12 protein-coding genes are annotated in these 12,692 nt (G+C 45.9%); 5 read left to right on the top strand and 7 right to left on the bottom strand.

All coding sequences use genetic code 11. The features are described from left to right. Positions 1-55: 55 nt before the first annotated feature. A complete protein-coding gene (locus BM358_RS03485; RefSeq protein WP_028542931.1) occupies positions 56-1,294 on the bottom strand; it encodes an MFS transporter in 1,239 nt (412 codons plus the stop codon). Between the two features lie 413 nt (positions 1,295-1,707). Between BM358_RS03485 and BM358_RS03480 the strand changes: the two genes are divergently transcribed. Next, a complete protein-coding gene (locus tag BM358_RS03480; protein ID WP_023987843.1) occupies positions 1,708-2,256 on the top strand; it encodes a helix-turn-helix domain-containing protein in 549 nt (182 codons plus the stop codon). Between the two features lie 100 nt (positions 2,257-2,356). Beyond that, positions 2,357-2,872: an acyl-CoA thioesterase gene (locus BM358_RS03475; protein ID WP_013309488.1), complete on the top strand. Its 516-nt coding sequence runs from the start codon at positions 2,357-2,359 to the stop codon at positions 2,870-2,872. A 108-nt stretch (positions 2,873-2,980) separates the two neighbouring features. Here BM358_RS03475 and BM358_RS03470 read toward each other — a convergent pair whose 3' ends face one another. Beyond that, positions 2,981-4,447 (bottom strand): RICIN domain-containing protein, encoded by a 1,467-nt coding sequence (locus BM358_RS03470; RefSeq protein ID WP_025723966.1) that lies wholly within the window; start codon positions 4,445-4,447, stop codon positions 2,981-2,983. Between the two features lie 227 nt (positions 4,448-4,674). On the opposite strand from BM358_RS03470, the gene BM358_RS03465 reads away from it, so the two are divergent. Next, entirely contained in the window at positions 4,675-5,373 is a 699-nt protein-coding gene (locus tag BM358_RS03465; RefSeq protein ID WP_028542930.1) for a 4'-phosphopantetheinyl transferase family protein, read from the top strand. Between the two features lie 45 nt (positions 5,374-5,418). Then, positions 5,419-7,008 (top strand): amidohydrolase, encoded by a 1,590-nt coding sequence (locus BM358_RS03460; RefSeq protein ID WP_028542929.1) that lies wholly within the window; start codon positions 5,419-5,421, stop codon positions 7,006-7,008. Positions 7,009-7,076: 68 nt separating this feature from the next. Here the strand turns inward: BM358_RS03460 and BM358_RS03455 are convergent, their stop codons facing one another. The 3 genes from BM358_RS03455 to BM358_RS03445 all read right to left on the bottom strand — a co-directional run bounded on the left by BM358_RS03455 (position 7,077) and on the right by BM358_RS03445 (position 10,220). Beyond that, on the bottom strand, positions 7,077-8,705 hold the full coding sequence (locus BM358_RS03455) for an S-layer homology domain-containing protein (RefSeq protein WP_028542928.1): 1,629 nt from the start codon (positions 8,703-8,705) through the stop codon (positions 7,077-7,079). A gap of 157 nt (positions 8,706-8,862) precedes the next feature. Then, positions 8,863-9,714 (bottom strand): DegV family protein, encoded by an 852-nt coding sequence (locus tag BM358_RS03450; RefSeq protein ID WP_023987848.1) that lies wholly within the window; start codon positions 9,712-9,714, stop codon positions 8,863-8,865. A 32-nt stretch (positions 9,715-9,746) separates the two neighbouring features. Beyond that, positions 9,747-10,220, bottom strand: coding sequence for a hypothetical protein (locus tag BM358_RS03445; RefSeq protein ID WP_023987849.1), 474 nt, complete (start codon positions 10,218-10,220; stop codon positions 9,747-9,749). Between the two features lie 219 nt (positions 10,221-10,439). Between BM358_RS03445 and BM358_RS03440 the strand changes: the two genes are divergently transcribed. Next, positions 10,440-10,823, top strand: coding sequence for a DUF423 domain-containing protein (locus tag BM358_RS03440; protein ID WP_028542927.1), 384 nt, complete (start codon positions 10,440-10,442; stop codon positions 10,821-10,823). Between the two features lie 106 nt (positions 10,824-10,929). Here the strand turns inward: BM358_RS03440 and BM358_RS03435 are convergent, their stop codons facing one another. Both BM358_RS03435 and BM358_RS03430 read right to left on the bottom strand, forming a co-directional pair. Continuing rightward, a complete protein-coding gene (locus BM358_RS03435) occupies positions 10,930-11,478 on the bottom strand; it encodes a hypothetical protein (RefSeq protein ID WP_023987852.1) in 549 nt (182 codons plus the stop codon). Positions 11,479-11,913: 435 nt separating this feature from the next. Next, on the bottom strand, positions 11,914-12,684 hold the full coding sequence (locus tag BM358_RS03430; RefSeq protein WP_028542926.1) for an ANT(4')-I family aminoglycoside nucleotidyltransferase: 771 nt from the start codon (positions 12,682-12,684) through the stop codon (positions 11,914-11,916). Positions 12,685-12,692: the final 8 nt, after the last annotated feature.

The raw sequence follows: 12,692 nt of genomic DNA, 5'->3' as shown, positions 1-12,692 counted from the left end.
AAAAAAGGGCGTCCCAGTCAGTTCATGACTTATGGGGCAACCCTAAGGTGGTGATTTATATAAGCTCCTGCCGCTTTTTCAGATATCCGTAGAGAATAATTCCCGAGATCGCGCAGATGGCTGCGCATAGACCGATAACTCCATATCCCGCCTGAAGTCCGCGCAGTATGCCAAGCTCAGTGGTTGCGCCGTAGACTATCTTGACCCCTTCGATTACCCAGCCGATCACATAGTTGCCAATGACACTACCTATGCCCATCAGCGTGACGACGAACGTAATAGCTGTATCACTGTCCTTCGGATATCTCCTTGCTATGAACGCCATCACGGTCGGATAGATCATTGCAATACCTGCACCTGATACGGCAAAGAGAAACGCCAGTCTCTCTCCACCCGCGATTGCTGCGAACGTACATATCGCTGAGAAGGCGGAGAATAGAATCGTCGAAAGCACGAACCCCATCCGGTCTGTGAGTGGACCAAGCAATAGGCGCCCCAACGAGAAGGTAAGAAAGAACGCTGAGAGCATGCTGGACGCCTCCACCGTGCTCCATGAATACGCTTTCTCTAAAAAGTTGACCAGCCAGCCCCCAACTGCGAGCTCAGAGACTACTCCAAACGACAGGATCATTACCATCATCCAGAGTGCTGGATCGCGGGTTAGCGTCTTGAGTGAGGTTCGATCCTCATGCTGCAAATCGTCTCCCGGGAAGGTGCTGAGCAGTGCGGCCACAATCGGCAGCAAGCAGAGCGACAACATAGCCAGATACATCCCCCGCCAGTCCAGCATATGTCCAAATACCGTCAGTGACATGACTCCCGTCGCCAGCAAAGGGGCGACTGTTGAGCTGAGCCCATAGAAAAAGTGGGACAAATTCATCATCGTGCCGGTATTTTTCACAAAAATCCTCGCCCCCAAAATTGCGAGCGCAATCTCCAGCATGCCGTTCCCGATATACATCAAGAAGTAGGACGAGGCGAAGAACGGATACGTGTGCGACAGATAGATGAACACTCCCGAGATGATCATGGAAGCAAAGGAAATGATGCTGACCGCCTTGATTCCCCACTTACGGACAAGGACAGCGGTGAACGAGCAGGCAATCAAATAACCAAGTGCGTTTAGAGACAACAATGTTCCGAGCTGCTGTTCATCCAGATTGAAGTCGAATTGGATGCGTGGAATGGCAGGGCCTTTAATATTTTCCGAGATGCCAAATACAATAAAGCCAATAAAAATTGTCGCCAGCTGCATCGTATACATGTGGCGGGACTTGCGGGTTTGCAGATTCAAATTTAGTCCCTCCTAGATAGCCAAACTTGATTTTCTCACCTGTTGGGTGTTCAGGGACGGAAAAGTCATAGGATAGCAGCCCTCCTTCAGGATATTACAATAGTTTTGAAAAAAGTTTTAATAAGTGAAAAGTTTAAGGACATTTATATTCAATGTCAAATGTTTTTATTGCATGTTGAAGTAAGCGAGGAACCTGACCATATTACAATTACAGTAAATTGTAGCATGTCTACTTCCCGTTTAAGCTTTGTATTACCTTGATCGGCTACACTTAATTTACTGTGGATAATAAGTCATGCATCCAAAATTGCAAAAGATAAATGATATTTTACGATACAGTCTATATATAGCGAACACACAGTCTTTTGTGTATTCTTCTTATATAGACTTTTGGATACAAGGAGGCATCGTCCGTGGATTCAATGCAGCATATTATTGGCTCTAATTTGGCTCAAATCAGGAAGACTAGAGGATTAAGTTTGGATAAGGTGGCTGAACTGACAGGGGTCAGCAAAGGGATGCTGGCTCAGATTGAGAAGGGGAAATCCAATCCTACGGTAACAACCCTTTGGAAAATTGCGAACGGTTTGCATGTATCCTTCTCCACCTTTCTCAAAGAAGATCCGCCGCAAATCACGAAGATTCGGAGGGAAGACCTGCATCCGGTTATTGATGAGGACGGTAACTATTTTGTTTACCCTGTATTCCCGTATCACGCTGAAAAGAAGTTTGAGGTGTTCACGGTAAGTCTGAAGCCAGGTTTTACACACCAGGCAGAGAAGCATTTGGGGGAGGAAACGATTCTCATGATCCGTGGGGAAATGTACTTTGAAATGCAGGGGCAACAGCTCAAGCTGAGTGCAGGGGATGCCGTGCAATTTCAAGTATCTGACATACATACCTACCGGAATGATTCGGATGAGGATGCCGATTTTTATGTATTGATTTATTATGCGGATTAGTGGGATGATTAGCATAGTCTAAAACAGGCTTCCACATCATGATTTTGCAAAATCCTGAGATATAAAAAGAGAGCAACGAGGAAAAGAGAGGAAAGAATCCATGGAAAGCAAGTACATCCGAGAAACCTACTGCTTCAAGACGTCCCGAGTATTTCCCAACGATATCAACAATCATAACACGCTCTTCGGCGGCCGATTAATGTCGTATATCGACGATATCGCATCTATTGCAGCTGCTAAGCTGTGTCGTACGAACACAGTTACAGCCTCTACGGATTCGGTGGATTTTTTGCTACCTATCCATCCGAGTGATTCTGTCACTCTAGAAGCGTTCGTAACCTGGACAGGCCGTAGCTCGATGGAGGTGTTCGTAAAGGTAATTCGTGAAGGACTGATGACTGGTGACCGAAAAATCGCAGCCACCGCCTTTCTGACCTTTGTGGCATTGGACGAGAACAACCGTAAGGTGACTGTCCCGCAGGTGATTCCAGAAACAGAAGAGCAGTTACAATTGCACCAGACGGCTCCATCACGCGCAGCCATACGGCGTCAGCGGAGGGAAGAAAGCAAACAGTTGGCTAGTTTTTTGACAACAGATTATCCGTGGGAATTGTAACGTACTAGAGATTATCAATTTCATCGTTTTACGTAAAAAGGAGCCGTCTTTTCCGTTAGCAGTCACCATGTCTGCTCGGAATACGGCTCCTTTTGAAAATAACTTGAGCTATTCTACTTTAACTACACGGAAATGCTGATTCGTCCCACCATTATCGCCCCATTGAATGGCTTTGGCTCCATCGGCGGTGGCGCCTTCAGAAATATCGATCAGCTTGCCGGTTGCCCGATTTTTCAGCTTGTAATAACCACCGGTTACGGATACTAATTGCCAATGCTGACTGGACCAGCCTCCGTCACTCCACTGCTCAATAACTGTACCGTCTGTTGTGGTACCGCTTTCAACACCAATTAGCTTTCCGCTGTTGCGGTTCACAATTTTATAATATCCGCTGCCTGCATCCTTGAGCTGCCATTGCTGGTTTGCAGCTCCGGAATTTGCACGCTGCTCCAGGTCTGCGCCGTCCGTCGTTGCATTGCCAATAATGCTTAGTGGCTTATTGCTCTTGCGATTCACTAGCTGATAATAGGCATCCGGATCAATGGCAATTGGCGTTGTTATCCCCTCGACCACACCACTGGCGGTGTCAATATTAATGCTGTCGAACCAATCCATGGCTAATGAAGTCGCTGTTGGAAAACGCAGTGGCAGCCATACATATTGAGAATCCTGCACAGGACCGCTCCACGCACCCGCCCAACGGTCGCCCAAATACAGGTATGAAGTTGTCTGGGCACCTTCAACAGGAATCACGTAAGCCGACTGTGAACCATATGTCGTACCGTCCCCGAAGTTTATCGTATTACTCCAGGTTCCTTCAATGCTGGATGCGGTAGCATACTTGGCTTGATTGGGATTCCAGCCGGTTGCCCCGGATGTAATCAGGAAGTAGACGTCTCCTTTTTTGAACATCGCCGGAGCTTCACGATATTGTCCTGGCCAAAGTGTAGTCACCAGCGATTCAACTTGCAGAAAATCCGGTGTCAGACGATAGATGTTCAGATCCGCGTTTACCCGGGTAGCCGAAATGAGGTAAGCTGTACCGTTATCGTTGTATACGGTCATATCGCGCGAATCGTGATCCAGAGGACGGAAGCTGCCCTGATACGTGTAATCGCCGTCCACGGTATCGGAAGAAGCGACAGCCACTCGGGCCTCGTTGTAATTAACCCCATTCTCCTTATGCATCCATAATACGTATTTACGTGTTTTTTCATTGTAAATCACTTTCGGACGTTCAATATTCGAAACATTCAGCTCTACAGCGGAGCTGCTGGTTAGTACGTTTTTACGAAACTCCCAGTTTTTTAAATCAGAGGAACGGTAGGCGGATACCGCCTTGAACGTGCCGTTGGGATTACGATTTTCACCAAACCAATAATAGTAACCGTCTACTTTAATCATACCACCCCCATGGGCATGGACCACGTTTCCATCTGTATCTTTAAACTGAATGCCATTCACAACATTCGCTGAAGCGGCTGAAGCGATCTTAGGTGAAAACATCTGAAAAATGCTCAACGTCAGCAAAATAGAGAGCATAATACACAGCAAGCGGGCAAAATCATATTTCATTGTTTCGTCCTCCTCTGCATGCGTTATTTTAAAGCGCTTTCATTAATAGGCTCTATGAAGTAGTTTTAATAGAGATGCTTATCCCAATTGTATCCATATTGAATTGAAAGTGCTAGAGTAGTATATTGACCATGTACACGGCACACGCCATCCATATCTAACAGACTTCAATCGAACGGTGAGTGTTACAAACTGGCTGATATTCATTAGATATACAGGAGGCAACCATGAAAATATACGCGATTGATACGAGCAAGCCGGAAGCTGAGGAGCATTACGAATTACTGGTAAATCGGGTTTCGCTGGAAAAGCAGCACAAGTTAGATCGTTTTTTACATCGGGAAGATGCTTTGAGGGGCTTATATGCCGATGTGCTGCTAAGATGGTTGGTCTGCCGGCAATTGAAGGTATCTAATGCTAGTCTTCAATTTACATACAATGCGTTCGGTAAGCCTTCCTTGATAAATGCACCCGCATTCCATTTTAATGTTTCTCACTCGGGAAAATGGGTGGTGTGCGCTATTGATGATCACCCGCTTGGAATCGACATTGAACAGCTCCGTCCTATTGATTTTGAGGTAGGTAGAGTGTGCTTTTCGGACAAAGAGTATGATGCGTTAATGCGTCAGGACGCAGACAACCGATTGTCCTATTTTTACGATCTATGGACGCTTAAAGAAAGCTTTGTGAAGGCCGAGGGGCAGGGACTAACTCTACCGTTGAAGTCTTTTTCATTCGAACTGAAGGCACAACCGTTCATAGGCTTCACGACAGAGGGCTTTACCACCGAGTATTGTCATTTTAAGCAGTATGAGTTGGATCAGGATTATAAAATGGCTGTCTGTGCAGCTCATGACCAATTTGCCCAGCAGGTGCAGCAGATAGATATAAATACACTACGCTTGGAAGTGGCAACACAGGCGTAATATGAAGTGGATATGCGTATAGTTGAAAAAAGGAGATGAGTGGCGTTGACATTCGTTTTGTTCAAGCACGGCCGGTTGCATGGGGATTGGGCTTCCAAAGGAGACTCCATCGTTGTACAGCAGGGTCGGATACAAGCCATCGGATATGCTCGGGAGCTTGAATTGCAGTTGACCGGTAAGGAATATGAAACTGTGGATTGGGAAGACGCCTATGTACTGCCAGGCTTAACCGATTCACATATGCATTTGTCTATGCATGGTATGAAGCTGGCTATGCTGGATTTAACATCAGCTACCTCCAAGGAAGAGATGCTGGCTATGCTGCGCAAACGGGTCGCTGTAACACCGCCGGGAGAGTGGATTTTAGGACTTAACTGGAATGAAAATGCGTTTATTCCTGTTGAAATTCCGGGTATAGCCGAGCTGGATGCCATTACAGATCAGCATCCGGTATATCTCACTCGTACGTGCTTTCATACGTTCTTGGCCAATTCAGAGGCATTTCGGCGTGCGGGTATTAGCGAGGACACCCCTGACCCGGCTTCGGGAGCCTATGGACGAGACGCACATGGACGGTTGAACGGATTGATTTATGAGGAAGCATCCTTTGCCTTTACTAGCGTGCAGCCAGAGCCGGATTATTCGGTTAAGAAGGATACGATTCGGCGGGCTTGCCTGGATGCGCTACGGCTTGGTCTAACTGCTGCGCACACGGAAGATTTACGTTTTTTGGGCAGCGTGGAGACGATGCAGCGAATTTACAGGGAGCTGAGGGAAGAAGGTCTTGCTTTTCGCACACACCAGCTCATCTATCATCCCTTTATGGAAGAAGCGAAAGTGCAAGGGCTGCGTGCAGGTACCGGAAATGAGTGGTTTAAAATCGGTGCGATTAAAATGTTTGCCGATGGCGCTATTGGTGGAAGAACGGCATTATTGTCAGAACCTTATAGTGATGCTCCACATACCCGCGGAATGGCGATTCAACCGCAGCCAGAGCTGAATCAGATGGTGGCAGCTGCCAGGGCCGCAGGCTTTCCAGTGGCTGTACATGCTATAGGGGATGGGGCAGCGCACATGATTTTGACAGCGATGGAGGCCCATGTGCTCACGGAGGAAAGCGGTTTGCCAGATCGCCTGATCCATGGACAGGTGCTTAGGAGGGATTTGGTCAAGAGAATGGCGAAGCTGCCGCTGATTGCGGACATCCAGCCCCGTTTTGTCGCAAGTGACTTCCCTTGGGTACTGGATCGGGTGGGGAAAGAACGGACTGAATATTTATATGCCTGGAAAAAGCTGTTGGAAGCAGGCATTCCATGTGCTGGAGGTAGTGACGCGCCGATTGAGCCGTTAAACCCTTTTCTTGGTATTCATGCGGCAGTGACTCGCGCCAAGCCGGAAGAAATGCATGAGGGCTATCTTCCCGCTGAAAAGCTGGATGTACATGAAGCCATTCGTCTGTTTACCACGGGAAGCGCAGTAGCAGCCGGAGAAGCTGATGAAAGAGGGGCGATAGCTGAAGGGAAAGCCGCTGACTTTACAGTCATTGACCGTGATGTATCGGAAAGCCCGCAAGCTTTACTTGACGTGAGGGTACGAATGACAGTTGTAAACGGGAAAGTAGCATATCGGTCATAGGCTGGTGATAAGTTGTATGCCAAAAGCCTTCAACTTCACTTTTCACGTGAGGTTGAAGGCTTTGTATTTTATAAACCACGCTGTATAAATCGGTCTGCGTTTTTTACACTGGACCATAGATCAGAGCTGGCTCCGCCCGGATACCAGTAGGCGAAGCCAGCAAACCCAGCATCCTGCCCCAAGCGATACTTACGAGTGAAGGATCGTCCTTCCTCAAGCCACAGCTTATGAAGCTGTGTGTCTTTGTAAGACACGGTATACTGCTGAATATCCTCATTCCAGATTGGTTTGGAGACGGAACGGGATACTAGCTGGTTTTGCTGATCTAGTGATATATCAGAGGAAGCGATTGAATGTCCGCTAGCATTAAGAGTCCAGTTCCGTGTAAATAATGGCAACGCCAAGATCGCTTTTTCCGGATAGGTGGTTTGTACGAAACGCCGCACGCTTTCACGGAGCCATGGCAATGAGGACACAGAGCCGGGGATCGAGCTACCTCCCCAATGCTCGTCATATCCCATCAGGATCAGATAGTCTGCCGCAGCGCCAAGCTGTTTATAATCAAAGGCGGCAGTCCAGTCCGTTCCGTAATCAGGAGATACACAAATCGCCAGTACCGTATTCTGACTCTTCAACTTAGCTTTTAATTGTTGGACGAACAATGTTAAATTGGCACGATCCTGACCATCTACATTTTCAAAATCAATGACAAGTCCGTTCAAACCGTATACAGATACGGCATTGGCAAGCTGAGTTATAGTTTTATTCCGTAGAACCTCACTGGATAGAATTTGGTGCGTCAGCACCAGATTGGAACGGTTGCCTACCATAGCCCAGATATTTTTATGATGCTGTTTGGCCCAGGTAAGCAGCGACGCATTGGTATAGTCGCTTATACTACCTGTTTCATTTAGAAAAAACCAACGTGGTGACAGGGTGTTGATGTTGGATTGGAGCACCGTATTTTCAAACTGCTGAACGGTTTGATCATATTGCCAGCCTAGTCGGATGGAAGAAGCGGTGGAAGCAGTTTGGTTAGCATGCTTTGTTGAATACGTTAGCAGACGCTCCAGCAATGCCGCTGTTTCTTCGCGGGTTAGAGAGGATGCTGGACGAAAATAGTTACTTTCACCTTTCATAAAGCCGTAACGATTTACGGTGGTTACCGCATCAAGAGCCCAATCTGCAATTTCCCCAGTATCTGTGAAGGAGGAAGTAGCATTTCCTGATCCGCCCGAAGAACGGATGAGACGTGCGATCATCAAGGCCGCTTCTTGACGGGTTATAGGACTATTAGGTTGGAATGTGGCAGACGTTCCCCCCTGAACGATATTGAGTTGAGAAGCCGCTTCAATCCATCCATAGTACCACGTCTTTTGGGCAACATCTCGGTAGGAGGAAACGGCTGCTTGTACAGGCTCCAGACCGAGTGTACGGTCCAGTGCGGTAACCCATTCGGCTCTGGTAACAGCCTTTTTAGGAGAGAAGTAACCAGGTTGTGTACCGTTCAAAATTCCTTTAGCGTGCAGGGAAATAATAGACTGATAGGCATAGCTGTGTGCAATATCTTGGAACGTAGCGCCGGATGATGCTGCTGCTGGAGCAGCTAAGTATGAAGTGAATGTTGTGAATATTGTGATGGCTGCAGTTGCTGAAAGGGTGAGCCTGGTTAACCAACGTGATCGTTTGGAACTCATACCAAATAACCTTCTTTTTTATGATAGATTGTAGATTCATATATCGTTACTCGACGAATAATACTATCAAAAAGAGGAAAGTTATTCATTGCTAAATTGCTGGAAAAACACCAAAAAACCCGCTACCTATGCGGCAACGGGTTTGATATTGGATAAACTATGCTTTTTTGGCATACATAATACCGATAGTCTGTGGACCACAATGACTGGAAATGACACAGCCTGCTGTAGTTAGCAGTACCTCTTGTGCGTTCGTTTCTTCTTTCAAGCGAGCTTGCAGCATCAGCGCATCTTCCTCGGCCAAAGCGTGCACGACAATAATGATATCGTTATCCATCTGATCTCGTTGATTCAGAGCGTTTTGCAGCATCTGATCCAGTGCTTTTTCACGTTTGCCGCGGACTTTGTAGACAGGCGTCATTTTTCCGTCAATCACTTTGATCACCGGACGAATTTTGAGCAGACTGCCAATCAGGTTTTGCATGCCTGAGCATCTTCCGCCTTTATACAGGTATTCAAGTGTATCAATGACAAATTCCGTGTCTATTAACGGCCTGGTTTTTGTCAACATGTCTACAATCTGCTCTATCGTATTGCCGTTGGTTGCCGCACGAGCAGCTTTCATCACAAGCAGGCCAAAGCCGCACGACAAATTCAAGGAATCAAAAACCGTAATGCGACCTTCCGGAAATTCGGAGGCAGCGAGTAGCGCATTCTGGTACGTCGATGATAGTTCGGAAGACAGACTGATATATAAAATGTCGTCCCCTTGTTCTATGTAGGGCGCAAAGGCTTGAATAAAATCCGACGGAGAAGGTGCGGCGGTACGCGGTAAATGTCCCTCGCGGCTTACACGTTGAAATAATTGTTCTGGGTGAATGTTTACACCATCCTGCAATGCCTCATCACCAAATACTGTATACAATGGCACAATACTAATTTCGTACTGTTGACGCCAGTGAGCAGGAATATCACTGGTACTGTCGGCAAAAATTTTAATTTTGTTCATACATTGAATCCTCTCTGTGTGATGCAGAAAAATTATAAAGATTGCACGGAGGAAGGATAGATATCCGCTGTGCTATTCGGAACGGAAAGACCGATGGCAAGAAGTGCAATAAAGCCCACAATAATAAGTGCATTAATGATTAAGCCTGTAATAGCAAAGGTTTTCTTACGGTTTTTTAACGCAATTCCAATGATACCGACCACAAGTCCGCTACAATTCAGCAACAGGCTGCCTAAAAAAATAAAAGGAAGCAGTACCGTTCCGGTTTGCTGCAGAGCGACTTCCGGGTTCATCGTTTGGTATTGGCCGAAATGAGCCAGCAGATTAATAACCATAATAGCCAGAATAATATATCCGATCAGGCTGACAAGCGACATAATAAAAGAAGCAATTCCGGGACCGGAATGTTTGAGCTTGACCGGAGGCTGGAACACAGGAGTTTCTGAAAAAACAGGGTGCTCCTCAGGCGCAGCAGGCTTTTGCAAATTAGGATCTTGGGTACTCATTTTTTCAACTCCTTGAACATAGTCCGAACAGGTACTAATTTTCCACAAAATAAACAAAAAAGCAAGCCACCCTACACATTACCCTTCAAAAGACAGGGTCTAATCATCCAATTCTGTATGCGGTCTGTTCACACACGCTGGCTGGTAAACTTCATACGGTTTCGATAAAATAAGAAGAACATTCGGTTAAAAGGATGAGATGAAAAGGAGTACACAAACATGCAACGAAAATGGATATTTGTGGGATCTATAATGATGATGTTGGCGGTAGCCATTGGAGCGTTCGGGGCACATATTGTGAAACCCCGGATCGACGCGGATGCTTTGGCCGTGTATGAAACAGGTGTGAAATATCATATGATTCACGCTGTCGGTTTGCTGATCATTGCGTTGGCTGCTGGACAGTGGGGTTCTTCCAACCGTTTGAGATGGGCAGCGCGTCTGTTATTAACGGGTATCATTTTGTTTTCCGGCAGCTTGTATGTGCTAAGTTTGACCGGAATCCGTGTGCTGGGGGCTATCACCCCCTTAGGAGGCGTGTGTTTTATTGCAGGATGGATATTGCTGGCATGGGCTGCCATGGGTCTGAAGAAAGAGGATTAGAGTTCTTTTCGGATAATGCAAAAAAAAGAGAAGGGGCAAGAAAGACGTCATGTTTTTCCTGCCCGTTCTCTTTTTTTTGCTTCGTTTTTTTATGAAGTATTTACATTTACGATGTGATTTCATCGATCTCATTCATTTTAAAGGAGTACACTTGCTTCTCATCTACATGATACACACTCAGCAGGCTATTATCATGATCCAGATTGAGGATGCGGCAAGGGATGCTACGCTGTCCGCCATAGCGGTTCACGATTAACCGTACAAGCGTATTATCTTGTATATAGCGTTTGATCCATTCATACGTACTAAGTTCTTGTTGTGTTGCAGGCTTTGGCTGTACGTGGGATTGTTTGATCTCTTGAACGACTGGCGGCTTGTTCGTAACTGCGGCTGACTTCTTTTTGGAGAACTTTTCCGCAAGCGTAGCAGCTGCGTCAGACGGGTTATTACTGGCTGACTGTTTTTTTAGATACAGTGCAGCTTCGATTAAATTCCCAAGTTCAATACCGGATTGAATCCGGCTATCCGCAATGTGTTCGTTTTGGCTCAAGAGATTAAGCAGGAACTGAAGGGCCTCTACGTTCGAACGGCCTTTAACTAATACATCTACATTAAATAAATAACTGGTTTCGTCTTGATTTGATTCCTTTTTCATACATCCTCCAGCCCAAGCCATGGGTAATTAGTCTTTTATAGTACCTATCAATATATCATTAAAACGTAATCTATCATAGTGCCTAAGGCCCTGTTGTTGGATATTAACAAAAATAAAATCTATATAAAGCCCTATGTGTAAAATTTTAATGGAGTACACCGGAATTGTACATTTTTGCATGTGTACACGAATGAGGTCAGTATGTGAGCACTAGATATAGATAAGCAAAGCCAGAGTTACATATACAGAGAATAAAGGAGGTAGGGGGTGAAATCAAGTAGTTTAAATTTTAAACATGTTACAGTGGGAAAATATAACGAAGCAGTATCATCCATCCAGAAGAAAAGTAAAATCCCCCTTAACGAAAGGGGGATGGGGCATATCAAAAACATGATATATTATAGTAATCGCAATTAAAGTAAATTTTATTTGCGATCAAAATGGGATTCGTTGTGATCGAATAAGGTAGTCATGTTCGACTGCCCAACTCACAAGACCACTCCAGAAATCTTCACAGGCTGAAATGATCTTCGCTGGTTCAGCTAAATCTCCGGACATCACCAACTTAACTACATGATCAAATCCTTCTGGACGACTCGGCAGTTCCAGGGCCTCCGGTAGAACCATTGAACCCGTTGAGAAAAGCTTCTGATTGTGCAACCCAACTAACATAGCCCCATATTGGGCAAACTGCATTACCAAGTACGGCAAGTAGGTATGAGGGCCATTTACACGGACATTTCTAAGCTTTCCTATAAACTCGTACATTTCACCTACAAGCACTTCGTTGATGGCATGCCTGAAATCTTCCTTTGTTGGGGATTCGGCAGCTTCCTTTAATATAGAAAAAAAGTTTTTAGGATCATACAGACGAAGTGGGGAAAAGAAGGGTTCATGTGTCAATGGCCAATCGCCCTCAACAGTAGAGGCGATTTTAAGAAGAATGTCTGAACTACAGACGTTCACCTCAGCTTTCCAGGGCCCCGCCGACCATTCATGGCTAAATTCTACGGGGCCGTTTGGTTCACTTAGTACACAAAACATTTCAATGTCCGAGAAAGGGCCGTCAGTACCTTTGGCAACAGATCCATAGATCCCTATAGCCAGAATTTTGTCTCTGTATACTTCATGTAACCTCGCAGCTATTTCGTGGCAAGTCTGAAGTCTCTCACTTCGAGAAATGTTGACAGGTCCATTCATGTCCATTAGTGATC

It is taken from the genome of Paenibacillus sp. cl130 (assembly GCF_900116035.1).
In the GTDB taxonomy this organism is placed as follows: Bacteria; Bacillota; Bacilli; order Paenibacillales; family Paenibacillaceae; genus Paenibacillus; species Paenibacillus polymyxa_B.
Note: the sequence above shows the minus strand (reverse complement) of the source record. Positions and strands in the feature narration are given on the sequence as shown.